The organism is Paracidovorax valerianellae (genome assembly GCF_900102625.1).
GTDB lineage: Bacteria > Pseudomonadota > Gammaproteobacteria > Burkholderiales > Burkholderiaceae_C > Paracidovorax > Paracidovorax valerianellae.
The window spans coordinates 47,541-67,883 of sequence record NZ_FMZC01000002.1 but is presented as its reverse complement, the minus strand read 5'-3'; the positions used below and the strand labels follow the sequence as shown (position 1 = coordinate 67,883).

The following is a 20,343-nucleotide window of genomic DNA, read 5'->3' as shown; positions in this document are numbered from 1 at the left end:
AACGAACATGTCCTCAACGTCAGGCCTCGTAGACTTTCATTGCCATCTCGATCTGTATCCGGATCATCCCGCCGCGGTTCAAGAATCAGAGGACGCAGGTGTCTTTACGCTGGCGGTGACGACGACGCCGAGGGCTTGGCCTCGTAACCATCAATTGGCCCAAGGTACGCGTCACGTGCGTGCGGCGCTGGGGCTGCATCCTCAACTGGTCGCGGAAAGGGCAGGTGAACTAGATCTGTGGGATCGGTACTTGCCGGAGACTCGCTATATCGGCGAAGTTGGCCTCGATGCGGGGCCACGCTTTTACAAGTCAATCGATTTGCAGAAGCGAATCTTTCAGCATGTACTGCAGCGTTGCGCGGAAGCGGGGGACAAGATCATCACGGTCCATAGCATCCGTGCTGCGAAGATAGTGCTCGATCACATCGAGTCCCATCTCCCACCGACACGTGGAAAAATTGTGCTTCACTGGTTCACGGGTACGAAGGCGGAGGCAACGCGTGCGCTCGAACTGGGATGCTACTTCTCGATCAATGCGGCGATGTTAGAAAACCCTCGGCACTCGGCTATGGTCTCAACCATTCCGCTCAATAGGTTGCTGACCGAGACTGATGGACCGTTCACAAAGACCGGCTCGAGACCTTCAAAGCCCGCAGATGTTGCGATGGTTATTGAAGCGCTGGCGAAGTTGCTAAACATTACATCTGCTTCGATTGCTGCAACCGTAAGGAGCAACTTGCGCAGCTTGCTCGAACCCGGTGAACAGGTGCTCCCAACAGGCCTTTAGAGGGTCAAGCTCCACTCGCTCCATCAGTTTCTCTCACCGATGCATAGATCAAGGACGAGCACGACCATGCCACTCACAGTGAAAGAGATAGCACACCTGAAGAAGAAGCTGATCAATGATCAAGCAGACGATTACCCTGGCCTAAAAAGCATGGTTGCTGCAGGGAAGCTGTCCTATAAGGCCGGATGGTATGAAGCGAAGAGCTAAGGAGACGTATGACGCCATTAAGTATGCGTCCTCGATGCTAGTGAGCAAAGACGGGAAGGCTGTGCAACCTTGCACTGGCTTGGATTTGAAGGTGTATGCCGCGGCCACCTTTGCGCTCACTCATAAATAGCCTTTTACCTTTTCCAGGATAGAGCCTTTCCCCTTGTTGCCCCTTCCATTCCTTTTGACCTTTGATGCCATTTTTCTGTCTTGACTGTCGCAATGGCGTCCGGGGTTGCGAAGACGCTTAGGAGTAGTAGGATATACGTCAGATATGTATATCTTTTTTGCAGGTGCGAACATGCAAGTAGCCAAGTGGGGCAACAGCCTGGCAGTGCGCCTGCCTGCGAGCCTGGTCGAGGCCTTGGAACTGCGCGAGGGCGACGACATTGAAATCGTCGTGGACGAGCCGCGCCTTTTCGCGGTGCGCAAGAAGCCAGGTTCGGAAGCTCTGTTGGAACGGTTGCGCTCGTTCCGCGGCAAGCTGCCGGCAGATTTCAGGTTCAACCGGGAAGAGGCCAATGGTGGGGGGTAAGGCAAAAATCTTCCTCGACAGCAACGTCGTGCTTTACCTGTTGTCTGAGAACGCCGCGAAGGCGGATGATGCTGAAAAGCTCCTTCAGCGGCGGCCGATCATCAGCGTGCAGGTGCTCAACGAAGTCACGCACGTGTGTGTGCGCAAGCTCAGGATGGGGTGGGGCGAGGTGGGGCAATTCCTTGCGCTGGTGCGGGAATTCTGCAAAGTTGTGCCTCTCACGGTCGACGTGCACGACCGGGCTCGGCAGTTGGCCAAACGGCACCAGTTGTCGTTCTACGATGCCTGCATCATTGCGGCGGCAGCTATCGAAGGCTGTCAGACCCTGTACACGGAAGACATGCACCACGGCCTCATCATCGAAGAAAGCCTTTCGATTCGGAATCCATTCAACACCTGACCCCAACGATTGCTGGAGGACACCATGATGGCTACCTCTTACTCCAAGCCAACACTGAGTCGGTGGGCTGGACGTGCTGCTGCTCGGACATGGCGCTGGCTGGTGCAGCGAGACATGCAGTTCGTTGCTCGAATGATTTCGTCTGGCATTTCGCCAAATGCTGCAAAACTTGCTGGAATTTGCGCGAAGCTAGTGGTGTTTGGTTGTGTCTTTTATTTGGCTGTTTGGGCGTTCCTGCTCGCTACCGTTGCTGTAGGCGTAGTCTGGCTTGTTGGAACTTCCCAAAAGAAGACATTTCTCAGTAAGGTCGATGACCATAGAAAAAATGTTTTCTACGACCCCGTCAACTACGACGACGATCCGGACCCGCGGTTTGATGAGCGAATGTAGCTGTTTTGGCGGACTACTTCAGGACGAGCTTCGATCCTTTGCTTCCTGCTTGTGCGGGGCCCCTCGTGGCCTCAGAAAGCCCTTGCAATGCTCCGCCAGCGCGTAAGCCAGCCCAGCCTAAGGCAGCAACCCAAAACCCTGGCAGCACGATGAACATCGACGCCATGACGAAGTTAAGGAGCATGTCGCCGAGGGCGTTGTTGAGGCCAAGAAACAGGTTGAGATTACTGTGCGGTGAGTTCCACCCGTAGAGCGCGTCGAGGATGGTACTGTCGATCCAGCGGGCCAATTGGAACCAGAAATCCACGAAGAACAGCGCGAACTGCACGCAGCTCATTGTCACCACCGCCTTGAGGTCGTAAGTGCCAAATAGCAGGACGAGGGGGATGCAGATGACCATCGCCATCTTGAGAAACGACAGAACCATCGGCAGCGCCTGCCGCACCACATCCATCGCCGGGAAGAACCCGATCGAGCCAGCTGCCAGACCGACGTCAGCTGCGCCGCGCGTCACGATGTTGGGTAGCGTCATGTCCACCTGGCCGCCGTAGTCGGCGTAGGCCTGTCCTTGGTTCATTGTCTGCTGCCGCGGTGCGGCGATCGCGCGGATGATGGCATCGTCCGCTTGCTGACGGGATACGAAACCCGCCCATCGCCCGATACGCGACAGCAGATCGGGATCCACCTGGGCGAGCAAACGGCTGCGCAAACCTTGGTCGCCGTCCGACCACCATTGCCGGCAGGTTGGATAGCCGCCTCCGTTGTCCACCTGGGCTAGGCCTGCATCACGCGTTGCGTTATAGGGCCAGGCGGAGCGCGGTGTCTGCGAGTAGTAGGTGTCGTAGAACCCGCCGGTTCCCAGGAAGTAGGCCGATCCAATCCAGGTCACATCGTTCATCTGCGTGTCGGAGAGCGCTGGCCGCCCCATGAAGAGTTTTGCCCGCGCAGGCCCGTAACAGTCATGGGTGAAGTCGGCCACCTCCTGAGCGAGTATCGGATCGTTGATGCGTGTGCTGTCGATGTCCATGCGCATCTGCCGCAGGTCCGTGCCGCACGGGATGGCAGCGACCGCCGCACCGGTAACCGCTTTCGAGATCGCATGCATGAAGAACCACCAGACCGGCACCTGCGCACTCTGGTTGTTGAGCGTAGTGAAGGCATTGGACCATCGGGTGTCCTGCGGCGTCGCTACATCCACCTCGCATTGCGTGGAGCGCGTGGCATCGAACTGGATCGTCGAGAGATTGACGTTGATGAAGGGGATGCCGGCCAACATGATGACCACGATGGCGACCCACACGCGGTTCTCGATGCGGGCCGCCGACAGGACTCCCTTGTTCCCTTCGTCGGCTCCCTCGGTTCGTGCACGGAGCCATTCTTGGATGATGATGGACACGAAGGGCAGAGCGAACACGCCACTGGCCACCAAGATGCTCCAGATCCCGTTGTGCACGATCCAGCCGACCAGCGTGAGGTAGTACTCCAGGTAGTCTGTGGTGTAGAGGGTCATGGGATCTCCGCGCGCCTTGCGTGACCATGACCAGATGCTTGGCTTGGGCGCCGGTCTTCCAGGACTACGACTGCGGGCAGGGAAGATGCATCTGCGCTGTCGGAGCGCTACCTTGCAATCAAGGCCATGTTTGATTGAGCTTGATATTGGGGGCAACGCGTCTGTATAGGCAGAACAATCCGAATTGCGCGCGACCCTGATTCTTATGGGTTGGCGTCCAGGGACTAGGTCAACCGAGAATTGAAGGCCTACAGCCTGAAGGTCATGGATATCGTGAGCCCTGGTTGCCGTGGATTCGATAACCGTGGATGTCACTCCTGAGTCTTGGATGTCGTATCGAGTCGTCTACTGCCGACTCGAAACTGCCTGTCGCTAACATCGAAGAATGTACTCTGCTTTGTTCTTGCAGGTAACGGAAGGCCCATCGGCAGCAACTCGTAGGGTGCTACGAGTTGCTGCGCGGACAACCCGGATGTCATCTACTGTTGTCCGGCGATTGGTTTAACCTCCAGCGCGACGATGCTAATGTGCAACATCAAGTGTAGGGAATAGAAGAGAGAGGATCGAATGGCAGTTGTTGGCAGTTCAGTGGTTCGCCTTTCAAGCGAGGCACCATCGTGGCTGCAAGAACCACCGACTGGTCCTGAACCCAAACCGCCCGTCGAGACTCGTGAGCAATCCCTGCCCCTTGGCGAATTGTCGTGGCAAGACTTTGAACGTCTTATTCTTCGGTTGGTTCGAAGGGAGGATAACGTCATTGACTGCTCTGCCTATGGCATGCCGGGACAATCGCAGGGCGGTATAGACATCATCGCAGTGCGTTCGGGGCAGCCTGCGCATAGGGTTTGTTACCAGTGCAAGAAGGTATCTGGATTCGATGCTGTGGACGTTGCTTCCGCCGTGGACAAGTTCCTTTCGGGGAAATGGGTGGAGAGCACTAGCGAGTTTGTCTTATGTGTTTCTGCGTCTCTCCAGAACACCCAGTTGCAGGATGCAGTGGGCCGCGCACGAGGCAGATTGGCAGAGCGGAATATTGCGTTGTCGGTCTGGGATGGATCAGCGGCGGGCTTAATCTGCGAGCGTCTAAAAATCCATCAGGACATTGTCGATGATTTTTTTGGTCGCGCCTGGGTGTCCAGCTTCAATGGCCAGGATGCGGCTATTAGCCTCGGGGATCGATTGAACGGTTACGAGCTCGGAGCTCTTCGGGCCCGGCTAGCAAATCTCTACTCCGTTCTTTTCTTGCAGCACGATCCAGGCTTGCGTACAGATCGGAGCTCGCCCCTGGACTTACGCGATCGTTACGTCATGGCCGATGTCGTCGAGCGAACTCAAGTTGATGTGGTTTCAGTGAACCACTCGACGACGAAAGCATCAACCCGGGACGGAGAGCCGGCTGGAGATGTCAGGGGTCAAGTAACTACGGGATCTTCGAAAGCAAATCCGACGACGTATGAAATCAGGAGGTCGGTGTTCGATTGGTTGAGGGACCGGAGGAGGTGTGTCGTTCTTGGCGAGCCAGGTTACGGGAAGAGCGCGCTTCTTCGGTACTTTGCTTTGTCTATCCTCAAACCGGAAAGGTTGGATCTCGAGGCACTGGATTCTGGCCACTCTGCCCGTCTACCGATATGGATGTCGTTCTCCCGGTTTTCAGCGGCCATCGGTCGGGAGCAGGGCACTAGCATCGATGATTTTTTCCGGCAATGGCTTCATCAGTACAGTTTCGCGGATGTTTACCCGCTGTTCCAGCGAGCGGTGCGCGGCGGGCAAGTCCTGCTTCTTGTCGATGGCTTGGACGAGGCGACGGACGAGCACGCTGGGCGCGAAGCGCTCGATCGCATCCTGACATTTCTCGAGTCCTATGATGCGTTTGTTATCTGTACTGGCCGCCCCCAAAGCTACAGAACCCTCGGCATACCCCCAGCGTGGGCAACTGCGACGCTTGCTCCTTTCAGCAACCAGAAGATTGAGGAGCTCGCTACGCGCTGGTTCGACTTCTTGGAAGCAGTTCCTGATGACGTACCCGAGGCCATGCATGAAGGGGGCAAGCTGGGCCATCGTCGGGCGCAAGCATTCCTGCGCGAGGCAAGTGGCAGTCCGAAAACGCTCGAACTAGCCCGCAACCCGTTGCTATGCCAGTCATTGATCCAACTCTTCAGGTTCTCCCATCAGCTTCCCGAGGCTCGGGTCGAGGCCTATAGGCAAATCGTGGAACTGCTGCTTTCGAAGCATCCTGCCGCCCGTGCGCAAGCAAGTGGCACGTCGGCGCCGATAAGTTCCTTGGGTCTGAAGCCTGCAGATCTCAGGGAGATGCTCATACGACTAGCTCGGGAAATGCAATCGCAGCCGACTCGTTCCCTCGTGAGAGAGCGGTGCGAGCAGGTCTGTACTGAGTTTCTGATAGACGATATCTACGGCTTGGGCGAGTCGGCCGCAAAGGCACGGAGGATCGCAGGGGAAGCCGTTGGCCAATTGACGAGCCAGTATGGGGTCTTGGTCGAGCGTTCGCCGGGAGAACTTGGCCTCTTGCACTTGAGTATTCAGGAGTATCTGGCCGCTGAATCGGTTGCGCGCGAACCGCACGAAGACCAACTCGCATGGATGGCCGGCATCTGGACGAACCCGGCTTGGCGTGAAAGTTTGATTGCCTGGTTCGGAATTCTGGGCGAGCGGGGCGAAAAGGTACTCGCCAGCCGGGCATCTCAGCGTCTGGAGGAGCTAGGCGCTGCCGAGGAATGGCTTCGGACGCAGTCGATTGAACTGCGCACGGAGATTGCAACCTCGGATTTAGGGCTTTCAGTCAGCGAAGCGCGTCGAATCGTTGAGCAAGCCATCAAAGAGGTGGAGACTTCCCCTTTCGTCGAGTTGCGAACGGCATTGGCCAAGAGCATCGTGGTTGGCGCGCTGGGAACACCCGTGAGAGGCGAGTGTCGATCCGCAATCCAACGATGGCTTCCCGGCCAATTGAGTTCTAAACGGAAGGCGCTGCTGACTGCATTCAAGGCATGGACGCCCTCCCCAGCCCTGCGATCCACGCTTATTCGCGCTTTCCAAGACGAAGAGGTCAAGTGTCGTCGCGCAGCTGCCGAAACATTCTCCCATGTTTTCGCTGATACCGACGATGCTCTGACCACCCTTAGAACGTTCGCAATCAGTCACGTTCAGCCTGAAGTCCGGGCTGCTGCGCTACATGGATTGGCGAGTAGGCTGGAGTGGTTGGAGGTGGCCACAGAGTGTGCCGATGCGAATGGAAAAACTGTCAATGCCGAATTGTTCTTGGTGGCATCGCGTATCCGAATCGAGCGTGGGCAGCAGACCGATGCAGACCTTAACCGGCTCTGGATGCTGTGGGCTACGAATACATTGGACTTCTGGATTCGCCATGAGCCGATTGATCTGTTATGCAAGGGATGGCCAAGGCACCAGCGGCTACGCCAGTTTCTGATAGAACGGTTGAGCAACCTACAAGGGACGATGAACGTCGAGTTGCCACTTCTATATCTCGTCCGCTGTTACCCTGGGGATCTCGAAGTCGCAGAGATTGTGGCTTCGTTGGTTATGAGATTTGGTCGAGCGTTGTCGTTCGGTCAGGACCGTATCTGGGAAGATATATCTTTGGGATTTCGCGGGAACGCCCGAATTTCGGCCGCAATTCGGAGCGCTTTGAGCGAGGATCGGGAAAAGTACAAGCATGTGCTGTGGGACCCGCAGACGGCTTACGCGATGATCGCACTCGGTGACGAAGCAGCGAAGAACGAACTCATAGCCTCATATGAAGCAGCGGATCAACGTGGTCGATATTGGATAGCTATCGCCCTTCATCGCGGATGGGGGGAGGATGAGGTGGTACGAGGCAAACTCAAGGACTGGGCGAGTGGCTGCATCGATGTGGCAGCGCCCCTAGGAGGCTTCGGAAAGATTCTTTTCCCGGATTCCGATCAGCGTGTCGGGTGGCTTCGCGAAATCGCACAAGAAACCGTCGCGTCCCGGGAGGTCGGTGCCGTCATGGCTCTCCTTGATGAGTACCCTGATGAACAGACCAAGCGGTTCACGAGGACGCTACTCGACAATGCAAAAGTCTGGTACTACCACCGGACAGAGCTTCAAGGTCGGTTCGCGAGCGCCTTTCCAGACGATCCCAAGAGCATGGAGATACTCGAGGATGCATTGGCCAACATCGATGGGCCAAACCCCGGGAGCTTTGCAACATCCTTTCAGGATGTCGTCGGGGTTGCATCGCGCCTTCTAGCTGCGGCAGTACCGGCACCTTCCGATGTAAGGATGGCCGTGGCTTCTGTCCTGCATGAGCGGGCTACTGATCTTACTGCGGTCATCGAGATGACGCCATTTCCGTTGGCGGAAGAGGACAGCGCGGTCAGGGCGAGCTGTCTAATGGCACGCGCCCGGGCCGCCAAGAGTGACCCCGTATTGGCCGAACGGTTGGAACTGTTCCTGCTGCCCGAGCTGGATTCCAATGGCACATACATGGATGTGCGACGCAGGACCGCCTTGGCGGCCCTGCTGGAGCTTGGGGTCTATCCGCGAATCGTCTCGGCCCTGGTCAAAAATGGCAGGTCCGATTGGACGCATGGGCTCATCGAATGGGAGGGAAGAGACCCAGTGTCGGTCGGAGCTCTAATTGAGCATTGGGAAGTGCTCAGGCCGTTGCTGTTGGAGCATAACGTCAAGGATGAACTTCCTGTGGCAGAACTGGTTCGATCTGGCTATGACGCCTTATTCGAGCGAAACCCATTCCTGGAGCAGATGCTTGGAAACTATTTTGAGAAGGGGGCGCCCGATTTGATCGGCTCCGCGTACTTTGATGCCTTTGCACAGCATCGCCCCCAAAGTCCGTCGTTGCGATCTCTGCTCATAGAGAGCATAGGAAGAGGCCATCATGGTGATGTAGCCTGCGCAGCTGCACGTGTTCTGGCAGCCCAGTTTTCTTCCCAAGAGGACATCTGGTCCGAGCTTTCATCGTTGCTTGGAGTTCTACAGAACGCGTCACGTCACTTGTCGGATGGTGTGCTTGGGCATGTGGCCCTAGGTTGGCCATATGGGGAGGTGGCTGCTTGGAGCCGCTCGTTGTTCCCTGATGAACGCACCAAACTTGGTATTCGGGATCGGCTGCTTGTCGCGATTTTGATGAGCAATGCGCTAGATGCTGAGAAAGCGGCAGTCGAATTTCTCTCGGAGCCAATGGCAACATGGCAATATCGAGCTGAGGACATTAATGTGCTGCGCCTCTGGGCCAAGTGGGAGGGATCTAAATCGTCGCTTGTCCGCTGGCTCGAATCGGAAAATCCTTCGTTGTCACTGACAGCCATCTCGCTGATGGCCGGTACGCGATGGGATATCGAAGAGCATGTCCAAGCATTGATGGATCGTTTCAATTCACAGTTTGTAGCGTCTCACGATCCTCCAGAAGATGGGCTTGATGCTGCGATAGGTCGGGGAACTCCTTGGGCGGTATCGGTTTACTTATTTCTTAAGGAATGGCCAAGTGCATCAAGGAGAGTGGCGGTGCGCGAGCCTGATTTAGCATCTCCCCTGTAGAGTCGGATGTTATGGCGTATCTCAATACTAAGAGTGGGGTGGGGTACGGCATACTTAGGTTCGGCACAGTAGCAGTAGGCAATCCTGGGAGCTCTGGAATTGGATAGGCTAGTCTTTCATAGGTTGCGGGTCGTCCGCTCCTGGCTACGTGCAGAAACTCTCCGCTTCAACGGAATTAACCTGCTTGTTCGTTTGATGCTTAAGTAACCGCAACTCTGAGAGTGACGTGATGTCTGATGAATTCCGGCGCATGTGGGAACAGCAGGAGTCGCTCCGTCGCCTCATGGATCCCTTGGGCGACATGCGGCAGCTCCTCAGTTGTCGTGACGACCCCCTCAAAAGTCTCGGCATCGCTTCTGCGACCATAGACTTTCTTTACCAGGAGGAGGAGCGCCGCAAGTTGTTGTCAGACCTGGTAGACGTGGGAGGTGTTGCCAAGATGCTGCGGGAGCTCGATCAAGAAGCTAAATTGCTTTCGGGCCCGCTTGAGGATGAGAAGCGCCTCGGACTTCTCGAGGAGCATTTGGACCTCCGGCAGTCAGTAAAAGTGGCCCTTGAGGCGAAGCAGTCGTATGAGAGCCTGTTCCGACTGCCCAGAGCATCCGAGTTGAGCCGAATGGCTCATGACGCTCTGACCGCAACCAGCATACCGCCCGCGGTGTTCGGTTCGGAGGAGAGCCTTGCTGCGGCTATGGCGAGGATGCATTCTCCTTGGCTACAGATCGAAGAGCCGTTTGCATCAACCAAGGCTTTCTCGGAAATCGTTGCCATGGGACGTGGCATTGAGGACTTGCGCCCTTTCGACCCTGTCCTCGGTGATGTGCTGCGGTCTAGCCTGGGCGATTGGCGCGATTGGCTCGGTGTAGAGCCTGAGTTATTAGTCGATCCGGTGCTCCGCACCGGACTCTACGTAGAACGCGGACTCGATTCCAACCTAACGGACTTCACTCCGTCTGCGTTCGATGAAGGACTACGAATTGCAGGTCTGCGGGGATTGGATCCGAGCGAATCTCTGGACGAAGAGGAGGATGGCTTAGCTCGGGCACGCGTAGCCTTTGAGCACCTGCAGCGCTTCGAGATCGCGCTGCGACGGTTCATCGAGGGTGCCATGAAGGCAGCTTTCGGTGAGCATTGGATGAAGCGGCAGCTCCCCGCCAAAATGCTTGACGCATGGACCGAGAAGAGGGATAAGGCCATTAAAGCGGGGCAGGATGAGCAGCCGCTTATCGAGTATGCGGACTTCAGCGACTACAAGGGAATCATCGAGCGGAAGGACAACTGGAATGCGGTGTTCAGTAACATCTTCGGCCGCCCGGAAGACATTCGCGAATCGCTCCAGCGTCTATTCCCGGTACGAATCGCGACCATGCACGCTCGACTCATTACCCGGGATGACGAACTCCTCCTGCTGGTCGAAACAAAGCGTGTTCTTAAGGCGATTGGATCTGAGTAGTTGCTGAATCACCGTGGTTTGCTATTGCCCTAGCGTAGCTGGCACCAGGCAGCGCGAGTTCCAGGCGCTTACAACAAGCCCTAATAGCCTCTGCGATGAGAGGAGGCTCGGGGAACTTGACCGGCCGGCGCAGTCAGCGAGTGCGCCGCCTGGATGCGCGAGCTGAACGCGACCAGGCGCTGGCTGAGCACAGCGCTGACCCTGCGCGACGCCCGATCCACTCGCGCACCAGCGTACGACGCGCCGGTGCGCTTACCACTTTTTTCGCAGCGCATCCTTGATCAGGTCGTTCTCGAACAGCTGCTCGGCTAGCAACTTCTTCAGTCGAGCATTCTCGGACTCGAGGTCCTTGAGCCGCTTGGCATCGGGGACGCTCATCCCGCCGAATTTGCTGCGCCACAGGTAGTACGAGGCCTCGCTGAAGCCATGGCGCCGGCACAGGTCCTTGATCGCCACGCCGCTTTCGGCTTCGCGCAGAAAGCCGATGACCTGCTCGTCAGTAAAACGTTTCTTCACGCCCAATCTCCTCGGGGCAGGGAATTGGACTCCAAACTGAGGCGCTACTCAAAATTGGGTGGACGTCGTGATAAATTAAAAATAAGGAGCGAGTAATGGAAAGAGATTTTTTGGCGAAAAATGTGGAGGCAGATGTCTTGCAAAAGATAAAAAGCATCTATGCCCTCGCCAGTCAAAAAAAATCAACTCATGAGGTATGCTTAGATAATTTTTTAAAGTTCAGAAACTCCAGCTCCGATAAGGAGGTGGAAATCCTGGATCAAGCTCTAAATGACGCCCTCTTGAACTCAATGGCGACGCTGATAGACTACTATTGCATTTATTGCATGATAAATATTGGAGTTGATTTTGAAAAAATAACAAGAGTTCAGTACCGCCTCATCGGAAAAAAATATTTGATAGAAAATAGCACTCTAGAGAAAGAAGAAAAGGATATTCTATCATTAGATCTCTTCAGGCGAAAATTTGAAGAACGACTGTCTGCTTCATGCGGAATGGATATTGGTCAAGTTAATTTACATGACTATTGGACTGGCTATGTGGCGGATGCCATCTCAACAACACTCAACGCATACGGAGTTCTGAAAAATAAAAGAATTGAGCTTAAATTCGATCAAGTTAATAATTGTTTCATTTTTGATGATAAGATATCTGAGTATCATCATTGCATGGGATTCCTGTACTGCAATCCATCGTCTAACACTGGTGTAAGATATAATATTTACCTTGATATAAATAACTATCTTAAGCACAACTCTATTCCTAGAATTATGCGTAGGATAGAAGAGTTTCCAGATCCTCAAGAACGGAGAATTTATTCCTTTTTTGAAATTAGCAGCTATAAGTCAATTTTTTTGAAGGATGGGTTTTTGCGGGATATATTGGAAATGGACTTCGACAGCCTTGGTGAGAATTTAAAAATCAAATCAATTGAGGGGCGTCTTGAGTTATGCCCTTTGGAGCGGCGCTGGGAGATAGGCCCAATTATTGCTGTCGACAATAGCAATGGCTTCATCAGTGATGATGGTGAAACATTATTTTTCTTTGTTGATAGTGTTTTTCTTGCAAAAACAAAAAAATCAATATTGATTGACTCTGAGTCAAGCTTTAGAAATGTTTTGGGTTGTTTAATTGAAGGAATAGAAGGAGGGCTTGAGTACTTCAGGCGGAAATGATTTATATTGAAATTGCCTAGGAGTTGTTGAGAATCAAATCAATTGCGTGGAAAGATGTGATGCAATCGGAAGATGACATCCGATGGGTATTAGCAGGCGCGCAGTGGGCAAAGATGGAGCCCAATTGCCTAGGCAAAGCAAGCGATCCAGATCGCAGTGGAACGGACAAACGGCGTTTCGTGGAAGCGGTGCTGTGGATTGCCCGAACGGGCAGTCCGTGGAGAGACCTGCCTGAGGAGTTCGGAAAGTGGAACACGGTGTTCAAGCGCTTTCGGGACTGGGTCAAGGCGGATGTATTCCAAGCTCTGTTTGATGCGGTGAGTGAGCAGCCGGATATGGAATATGAGATGGTGGATGCCACCATTGTGAAAGTGCATCGACATGGCCAGGGTGCAAAAGGGGGACTTCGGGCCAAGCCATTGGTCGTTCACGCGGGGGGCTGACCACGAAGATTCTGCCCTTGACGAATGCGTTGGGCAATTTGGTGAAGTTCATCCTGATGCCCGGGCAGCGCAACGACATCACCGGGGTGAAGGCGTTGATCGCGGACGTGCGCTTGGATGCATTGCTGGCTGACAAGGCCTTCGATGCAAATTGGCTGATCCAGGAGTTGCAGCGACGGGGCACACAGGTGGTGATCTTGTCGACTCCCCGCAATTCAATGCCAGCTAAAACTAGAGGTCTGCGGTTGATGTTGATCGCGGAACTCGGCGGGCGTTAGCCCGCCCAGGCTGCCGTGCGGTATCTGTTGGTTGTAGTCGGCCAGCCAGTGCTCGGGCTGTTCGCGGACCTCGCTCAGGGTGCGGAAGAGATACATGTCCAGCACGCCGTGCCGGTAGCTGCCGTTGAAGCGTTCGATGAAACCGTTTTGCATCGGCCGTCCCGGCTCGATGAAATCCAATGCGATGCCTTTGCGCTCAGCCCACTCGGCCATGGCCAAAGCGACAAATTCCGGGCCATTGTCCAGACGAAGTTTGCTCGGATAGCCGCGCCACGCCGCGATACGTTCCAACGTGCGGATGACTCGAGCAGCCGGGAGGTTGAGGTCGACTTCGATGGCCAACGCTTCCCGACTGAAATCGTCGATGACATTGAACGTGCGGAAACGCCGACCATCCCACAGCGCATCGGACATGAAATCGATCGACCATCCAGCATTGGGTCGATCATGTGAATGACGCGTCGTTACCCGGCGCTTGCTGCGGCGACGTTGATTGAGTTTCATCAAGCAGTACACGCGCCAGACCCTCTTGTGATTCCACACATGTCCGCGACGACGGATGATCTGAAAAAGCTTTCCAAATCCGTGCTCGGGAAAACGCTCGGCCAACTCGGACAACAGCGCAATAACCTCCTCATCCCGATCGGGACGGCGCCGATAACGTGCTGTCGAGCAAGCCACGCCAACCACCGCACAAGCCCGGCGCTCGCTCCAGCCATGCTGCTCGATGAGCCAAGCAAGAAGCGGGCGCTTATGCGCCGGGTCTACAGCTTTTTTGCGATGACATCCTTCAATGCATGGTTTTCCATCGCGAGATCGGCGTACATGCGTTTGAGCTTGTTGTGCTCAGTCTCCAGGTCGCGGAGGCGTTGCACGTCAGCGGCCTCCATGCCGCCGTACTTGGACTTCCAGACGTAGTACGTCGCATCGGAAATGCCCAGCTCGCGACAGACATCCTTGACCTGGCGACCGCCCTCGACCTGCTTCAGCGTGGCGACGATCTGGCTCTCGGTGAACTTGCTCTCGCGCATTGGTGGTCTCCTTGGTGGCTAGTGCGCCGGAGACCTCTAGTTATGGCTGGATCAATTTTACGGGAGGCTGACAATTCCTATGGGGTGGAGTCCAGGGACAAGGGCAACCTAGAATTGAAGCGCAACGCGCCACCGGTCATTGTTACCGTTAGCATTGATTGCCGTTTGTCAGATGACCGTTGACGTCGCTCCTCGGTCTTGGAAGCCATATCGAGTCGCCTACTGTTGCAGAAGTCCGGAATAGCCGCACGTGAGGCGCGTACTCCAGCGAAGCCGACGATCAAACCCAGCAACATAAACATCGTGTCAGTGATCGGCCTATATCTTCCTGGTATGGGCCAGAAGTTCCCATTAGTACTTGAATGGTTGTCACACAGGTGTGGGCCGAGGAACCGTTCCAATCCATCATTTGCAGCGGTCGTTGGGCAGTATGCTAATTTTGGAAGACTACAGCAGGGTATATACCTGGTACGCGCCGTAGCAAAACGGCTGCTGCCGCAATGTATCCATCTGCAACACCAAACCCGGCGAGAGTTGCGTCCCCGTTGGTAATGCGCGAAGCAGCAGGGCCGGAAGCTCTTGGACTGGGAGGTCGACGAGCTTGGCCAGTGCGGTACTCGCGGCCTGCGAGGGATGAACGTCGCGCAGCCCTGGTGCGAAGAGCGAAGTGAACAATAGGTTGAATCGGTCCATGATCGCCCACGACGCGGCCAGGGCTTCCGAGCGGCCATTCAGGAGGAAAACGACCGGAAAGCCCATCAATTCGTGCGCGCGAAATCGCTGCTGCTGGTTGCGGTTGACGAGGCTTCCGCTGTGGCAGGTGCCCAGAACCGCGAGGCGATGGGGCCACCGAAAGGTCGCGCCCTGGAGTTTCATCAGGCTCATGACGCTCTTTTTGCCATGCCCTGCCATGTCCGCGAAGAACGGATCCGTGTACAGGCCGACGGAGACGCCGTGATGGGACAGAAAAAGCGCATCCGTCGAGGCCATCCGATCCGCGAACGCATCCCACCCCGGATTCTCCAGCACAGTCCCGGCTGTGCCGGCGCCCCGGAAGAATTCCTCGACGTCCGTGCGGTCGTATTGAAGGTCGGAATCGCTTCCGACAATGCCCAGGCAGGCATCGGGCGCACTGGCAACGCGCTGAGCGGGATACAGCGCGATGCAGGTGCGCACATCGAATCCACCAGCAGCCATTCGGGCCCGAATCCGCGGATCGCCCACCATCACTAGGTTGATCGGCGTCAAGTCCATCCCATCTGGAAGGAAAATGACACCTTTGCAGTTGGACACCGCTAGTTCGTCCAGCACGGGGGCGAGTGCGTCCAGCAGCGCTGTTTGGTAACCGTCGATGGTTTGGCCGAGCGCCTTTGTGGTTGCCTTGCCCGGGTCTTGGCGGTGCCGCGCCAGCGCCTCGTAGAACTCACGGGTCTGCACCTCTGGCAACGTGCACAGGACATACCGTTCTCCGAGCAGCAGCAGCAGCTTATGGTCGGCGGTGAGCAGGTTTACGAGGAGGGCGTAGCCTTCGTTCAGCCTTTGCACAATGACGGCTACGCTGCGCTCGGACGTCGCGTTTTGAAAGGGCCGGCCGATGCCATGCCTGGCACTCGCCCTGTCCGCGTACTCGGCGATGTCGCGCCAGGGATCGGGCTTCGCAATGGCCGACATCGGATCGTCGTACTTCTCGTGATAGCCCATCAGGTGTGGCGACCCATGGTGTGCGAGGTGATCAACCAAGCGCTCGAGTTCTTCGCGCTCGTGCGGGGCGAGCTTGGCAGCCAGGGCCGCCGCCCATTCTAGGAAGTTCAGCCAATCCGACACGCGGTTGGCGCGCGTGGCGGCGATCACGCCGACGACATCCGCGGCACGACCGGCGACGGGGAGGTCGGAGAGCAGCCGTTCCATTCGTCGGATATAGCGGTCGCGGAATCCGCGCCGGTAATGCAACTTCTCGGCCAGGGCAACCCCCGCCTCCAGATGTGCAGCGGCACGCTGTAGGCATGCGACGGCCTCGGCGGGATCGCCTCCGGCAATGGCATTCCGTGATGCGATCAGCTCCATCTCCAGACGATGCTCAGGATCAACGTTATCGAGCGACAACATCAGCGTGCGTGCATCGCACATCCGCGCTCTGGCGAGACCGGGCTCGTCCAGGTCGCGAAGGCATGCCGACAGGTTCATGAGCACAGCGGGCCGCGCGGCATCGCGCGACGACATCGCTGCGAGGATATCCTCATAGGCTATCCGGGCCGCGGCAAGGTCTCCGGTCTGGAACAGAGCCGTTGCGCGATTGACGGCCAGATGTGCCGGCACGGGCGTTCCCAGTTCGGCGTACTTTTGCACCAGCGTCGGCCAGACCTTTTCGGCGTAGACGTGGTCCTCCTCCTGCAGGCAGATCGCGTGAAGCGCACCGATGGCATCCGCATACGGCTGGAGCAAGCGGTAATCGCGCGCCAACTCCTCCGCTTGCCCCAGGGACTGGTAGGCCGGCTGGAATGCGCCGAAGTCGGCGAAAAGGTTCGCAGCGGCAATGAGGTTCTTGATGGCCTTGTCAATTTGCCCCAGTTGCTCGTACAACCGAACTACCTCGTAGAGCACGTGGGGCACGTGGTCGGCCTTGGCGTTGCCCGGCAGCAGGCGGCCGACGTTCTCCGCAGCCGATAGCGCCGCCATGTCGACGCCGCCCACAATGGTCAAGTCGACGAGTTGTGCAAGGTATCGCCTGACGCGCTCGGTGTCCCCGGACATGCAACTTGCGCACACGGCAGTGTTTAAAGCGTAGGCCAAGGCCTCTGGACGGTTTTCGCTTGATAGCACTTCGACGGTAATGTACGCGCAGGCTCTCGCGTCCTCGGATTCAACCGTTGCCTGCTGGAGCGCATCGTCAAGCTCGTCCAGTTCGAGATCCGAGTCGGGATGGGCCACCAAAGCTCGGAAATGGAGTTCGAAGGTCGCGGGATTGAAATCGATCATCGGCGGTGAACTGTGGCAGAGTTGTGAGCGATCTATGGCTTGGGATGGAACATTGCGAGTTGACCTTCTTGTCTTCGGTGACCAACAGCGTCACGCCTGAACAAGCGTTTCGTTGAGCATCAGATTGCCTTTAGGTGCAAATCCTTGTCTTAAGCCACGAATCGGTACCGGGCAACGCGCATGAATAACAAAGTATTGACTCCCTTGCCCAGCGGTTTCAGCGATTCCCGCCTCCTTGCGCGAACACTTGCCGACCGTGGAGGCGGCGCAGCGCCCCGTCCAAGATAGGCTGGACCAGTTGGAGTCGATCAACCAACGCCGCGCACTGGAGCTGCAGGCCACGGATCAGCAACGTACGCAGGATCAGCAGCGCGCTCCGCAGCTATCTATGTAATGAGAAGTGAGGCACGAGGCCTCAGCTTGTAGTGAATTTGAGCCCGAGGCGGGGTGCGTCGAATAGATTTGATCTGGTGAGTTGGCCAGTCTCGCAAAAGTAGTACATAATAGAGGTCTTCCAAAGGAGGGGTGTCTGACAAACCTCTTATGGATCAAGGAGTTAGGTCGGGAGCGAGCATCTCGTTTCCCGCTCCAGTTTTGTAAGGGAAGCTTCGGCTTCCCTTTTTTATTGCGTGCGGCGGTTGTTCTTTCGGGATGGCCGATCCGTATTTGGAGCGTTGCGCACCTGCGTGGCCCGGGTTACGCTTGAATGCAAGGCGCGCGCCGCGCGGCAGGCGCCCCGATGGTGAAATTGGTAGACACTGCGGACTTAAAATCCGCCGCTTCCTGAAAAGGGGCGTGCCGGTTCGACCCCGGCTCGGGGCACCACTACGATTCGATCATGTCAAGTTACAACGCTCCCTTTGAAATCCATGTCCATGGTCAGGTCCAGTTGCGTGCCGATGCAGGATTCGACCAGTTGCAAGAAGCCCTGAAGCCCCTCTGGAAGTACGCTGGCGCCCGTTCGCTGGCCGACGGGGCCGCCAGCGCGTACGAGGAAGAGCCCGGCATCCAGTTCGATGCCAAGGAGCACATGCTGCAGATCTGCTGGACGGTGCGCGGCGACGAGGACTTTCGCCAGTCGCTCGACGAAATGTGCATGAGCCTCAACGAACTGTCGGAGCAGGGCGCGGCCATCGAGGTCACGTTCTACGACACCGACTTCGATGAAGACGAAGAGGACGACGGCACCGAAGCACGCGACGACTTCGTGATGCTGTTCGTCGGCCCGACACCCGCTGCGATCATGCAGGTGCAGCGCGATCTGCTCGTTCAAGACGTCGTGAACATGATGGAACGCCATTTCGATGGCGCCGAGCTGGGCGGTGTGGTGGCCGAGATCGACAAGCTGTTCTCGCAGCGTTTCGATGCCCTGGTGAACTCGCTCGAAATCGGCAAGCCTCCGCGCGGCAGCGGCGGGTCGGGGGGTGGTCATGGGGGCAGCGGTGGCCGCCGGCCGCGCCATCTCCACTGAAAACGCCGGTTTTTTAATGAAGCGCGCGGCCGCCTTGCACTAGGTGGCTGCCAGTATTCGATGTCGATCGAATTGCCTTATCTCCGCGCGTATCCTGAAGCCTTGCAGGATCAGGTGCGCACGCTCATGGCCGAGGGGGGATTGGGCGACGTGCTGCAGCGCCGCTACCCGCAGGCGCATGCCGTGCGCACTGACAAAGCGCTGTACCAGTACGCGGCCGATCTGAAAGCCCGTCACCTGCGCAAAGCCGACACGGTGCAGAAGGTGGTCTTCGACAGCAAGATCCATGTGGTGCGGCATGCCCTGGGGCTGCACACCTCATCGGCGCGGGTACAGGGTGGACGGCTGACGGCTCGGCACGAGATTCGCATCGCATCCATGTTCAAGCAGGTGCCGGAGGAGTTCCTGCGCATGATCGTCGTGCATGAACTGGCCCACCTGCGGGAGAAGGACCACGGCAAGGCCTTCTATCAGCTGTGCGAGCACATGGAGCCCCGCTACCACCAGTATGAGTTCGATACCCGCTTGTACCTGACGCACATCGAGCAGGCGGGAGAACGCCTTTGGGGTGCTTGATTGCTATTGAATTAATAGCATTATACCGGCGCATTCATTGCGCTGGAGCCCAATTTCGCTATTAAACCGTTGGCAGCTCGCACTGCGTGACAACGGTCACGTTGCTGCAGCAACTGGCGGGTAGCTGCAACCAGCGGTGCGCCGCGGCCTGGAGGGGGGGCAACGCGCCAGTGGTGAGCAACTGCATGCGGCCGTGGACCAAGGTGCTGTTGCCCTCGACGGGTGCGGCCAGCAAGCCGGAGGCTTCCAGCAGCCGCCGTGTTTGCCGCGCGACCGGCTCGCCCGTGTCAACCAGTCGAACGTCGTGGCCAACCAGGGTACGCAGCACCTCTTCGGCAAACACGTAATGCGTGCAGCCCAGCACCAGCGTGTCGATGCACCCTTCGGCCGTGCCAAACGCGCCCATGGCGCCGATGTAACGCTCGCACAACCCACGCACTTCCGATGCCTCGGACGCGGCGGGTGCTGCGTGTTCGGTGCTTTGCTCGATGGCGTAGGCCAATCCATCGCACGGCTGCACGACGAAGTCGGCCTGCGACTGCAGCGAACCCAGCAGCAGCGCGAATTTGCCGCTGGTGAGCGTGCCCCGCGTGCCGATGACGCCGATGCGCCGGGTCCGGCTCAGCGCGACAGCCGGTTTGATGGCGGGTTCCAGCCCCACAAGGGGCAGGTCCGGGCATTGGGTCCGGACCTCATGAATGGCGGCGGCGGTCGCCGTGTTGCAGGCCACCACCAGGGCTTTGATGCCGTGCTGGGCCTGCAGATGGCGGGTGATGGCATGGCTGCGGGCCGCGACGTACGCATCGCCCCGTTCGCCGTAGGGGGCGTAGCCGCTGTCCGCCAGATAAACGAAGCGTTCGTTCGGCAGCTCGGCCTGCAGTGCGCGCAGCACGCTCAGCCCCCCGATGCCACTGTCGAACACCCCGATGGGGCGCTGCTGCGTCGTTTCTTGCGTCATGGGTGCTCTGAATGCTCCGCGCTGAAAAGCAAGGCTGCCAAGCCCACTGCCAAGCCATCTCGCAGGCCCTGGCCAAGGCTA

At 57.1% G+C, this 20,343-nt stretch carries 16 protein-coding genes, 1 tRNA gene and 1 pseudogene; 13 read left to right on the top strand and 5 right to left on the bottom strand.

From position 1 onward, the window contains the following. Positions 1-7 precede the first annotated feature (7 nt). The 5 genes from qatD (at position 8) to BLT03_RS02970 (ending at position 2,319) form a co-directional block, all read left to right on the top strand. Positions 8-787 carry a Qat anti-phage system TatD family nuclease QatD gene (qatD, locus tag BLT03_RS02990; protein ID WP_092741001.1) on the top strand — a complete coding sequence of 260 codons (780 nt, stop codon included), beginning with the start codon at positions 8-10 and terminating at the stop codon, positions 785-787. Between the two features lie 66 nt (positions 788-853). Beyond that, positions 854-994 (top strand): hypothetical protein, encoded by a 141-nt coding sequence (locus tag BLT03_RS02985; RefSeq protein WP_175537650.1) that lies wholly within the window; start codon positions 854-856, stop codon positions 992-994. Between the two features lie 301 nt (positions 995-1,295). Further along, a complete protein-coding gene (locus tag BLT03_RS02980; RefSeq protein ID WP_092740220.1) occupies positions 1,296-1,529 on the top strand; it encodes an AbrB/MazE/SpoVT family DNA-binding domain-containing protein in 234 nt (77 codons plus the stop codon). Continuing rightward, entirely contained in the window at positions 1,516-1,929 is a 414-nt protein-coding gene (locus BLT03_RS02975; protein ID WP_092740218.1) for a PIN domain-containing protein, read from the top strand. The genes BLT03_RS02980 and BLT03_RS02975 overlap by 14 nt, the downstream gene beginning before the upstream one ends. 24 nt (positions 1,930-1,953) lie before the next feature. Beyond that, complete coding sequence (locus tag BLT03_RS02970; protein ID WP_139160302.1) at positions 1,954-2,319, top strand: DUF3742 family protein; 366 nt, start codon at positions 1,954-1,956, stop codon at positions 2,317-2,319. 13 nt (positions 2,320-2,332) lie between these two features. Here the strand turns inward: BLT03_RS02970 and BLT03_RS02965 are convergent, their stop codons facing one another. After that, the gene (locus BLT03_RS02965; RefSeq protein WP_092740214.1) at positions 2,333-3,829 is read right to left on the bottom strand and encodes a conjugal transfer protein TraG N-terminal domain-containing protein; all 1,497 of its coding nucleotides are present in this window, start codon (positions 3,827-3,829) and stop codon (positions 2,333-2,335) included. Positions 3,830-4,396: 567 nt separating this feature from the next. Here BLT03_RS02965 and BLT03_RS02960 point away from each other — a divergent pair. Both BLT03_RS02960 and BLT03_RS02955 read left to right on the top strand, forming a co-directional pair. Continuing rightward, positions 4,397-9,385, top strand: a complete 4,989-nt coding sequence (locus BLT03_RS02960) for an NACHT domain-containing protein (protein WP_092740212.1) — start codon at positions 4,397-4,399, stop codon at positions 9,383-9,385. A gap of 229 nt (positions 9,386-9,614) precedes the next feature. Then, entirely contained in the window at positions 9,615-10,838 is a 1,224-nt protein-coding gene (locus tag BLT03_RS02955) for a Swt1 family HEPN domain-containing protein (protein ID WP_139160301.1), read from the top strand. 223 nt (positions 10,839-11,061) lie between these two features. Here BLT03_RS02955 and BLT03_RS02950 read toward each other — a convergent pair. Continuing rightward, a pseudogene (locus BLT03_RS02950) lies at positions 11,062-11,354 on the bottom strand (transposase); the annotation flags it as partial. A 95-nt stretch (positions 11,355-11,449) separates the two neighbouring features. Between BLT03_RS02950 and BLT03_RS23730 the strand changes: the two are divergent. From BLT03_RS23730 to BLT03_RS25145, 3 genes are read left to right on the top strand one after another with little or no spacing between them, the layout of a single operon-like run. Next, positions 11,450-12,529, top strand: coding sequence for a hypothetical protein (locus tag BLT03_RS23730; protein ID WP_139160300.1), 1,080 nt, complete (start codon positions 11,450-11,452; stop codon positions 12,527-12,529). Positions 12,530-12,588: 59 nt separating this feature from the next. Beyond that, positions 12,589-12,972 carry an IS5 family transposase gene (locus BLT03_RS02945; RefSeq protein ID WP_092740208.1) on the top strand — a complete coding sequence of 128 codons (384 nt, stop codon included), beginning with the start codon at positions 12,589-12,591 and terminating at the stop codon, positions 12,970-12,972. After that, the gene (locus BLT03_RS25145; protein ID WP_139160299.1) at positions 12,948-13,250 is read left to right on the top strand and encodes a transposase; all 303 of its coding nucleotides are present in this window, start codon (positions 12,948-12,950) and stop codon (positions 13,248-13,250) included. The genes BLT03_RS02945 and BLT03_RS25145 overlap by 25 nt, the downstream gene beginning before the upstream one ends. Here BLT03_RS25145 and BLT03_RS02940 read toward each other — a convergent pair. Continuing rightward, a protein-coding gene (locus tag BLT03_RS02940; RefSeq protein WP_092740206.1) for an IS3 family transposase occupies positions 13,188-14,281 on the bottom strand; the annotation gives its coding sequence in 2 pieces (ribosomal slippage) (positions 13,188-14,020 and positions 14,020-14,281; 1,095 coding nt in all). The two genes, BLT03_RS25145 and BLT03_RS02940, sit on opposite strands and share 63 nt — an antisense overlap. A 447-nt stretch (positions 14,282-14,728) precedes the next feature. Continuing rightward, the gene (locus BLT03_RS02935) at positions 14,729-17,257 is read right to left on the bottom strand and encodes a tetratricopeptide repeat protein (protein WP_092740204.1); all 2,529 of its coding nucleotides are present in this window, start codon (positions 17,255-17,257) and stop codon (positions 14,729-14,731) included. A 733-nt stretch (positions 17,258-17,990) separates the two neighbouring features. Here BLT03_RS02935 and BLT03_RS02930 point away from each other — a divergent pair. The 3 genes from BLT03_RS02930 to BLT03_RS02920 all read left to right on the top strand — a co-directional run bounded on the left by BLT03_RS02930 (position 17,991) and on the right by BLT03_RS02920 (position 19,304). Further along, positions 17,991-18,082 (top strand) — tRNA-Leu (locus BLT03_RS02930). A gap of 13 nt (positions 18,083-18,095) precedes the next feature. Then, positions 18,096-18,728 (top strand): DUF6806 family protein, encoded by a 633-nt coding sequence (locus tag BLT03_RS02925; protein ID WP_092740202.1) that lies wholly within the window; start codon positions 18,096-18,098, stop codon positions 18,726-18,728. 60 nt (positions 18,729-18,788) lie between these two features. Beyond that, positions 18,789-19,304 carry a M48 metallopeptidase family protein gene (locus tag BLT03_RS02920; RefSeq protein ID WP_092740200.1) on the top strand — a complete coding sequence of 172 codons (516 nt, stop codon included), beginning with the start codon at positions 18,789-18,791 and terminating at the stop codon, positions 19,302-19,304. Positions 19,305-19,365: 61 nt separating this feature from the next. On the opposite strand, the gene murI is transcribed toward BLT03_RS02920, so the two are convergent. Further along, complete coding sequence (murI, locus tag BLT03_RS02915) at positions 19,366-20,262, bottom strand: glutamate racemase (protein ID WP_092740198.1); 897 nt, start codon at positions 20,260-20,262, stop codon at positions 19,366-19,368. Positions 20,263-20,343 lie beyond the last annotated feature (81 nt).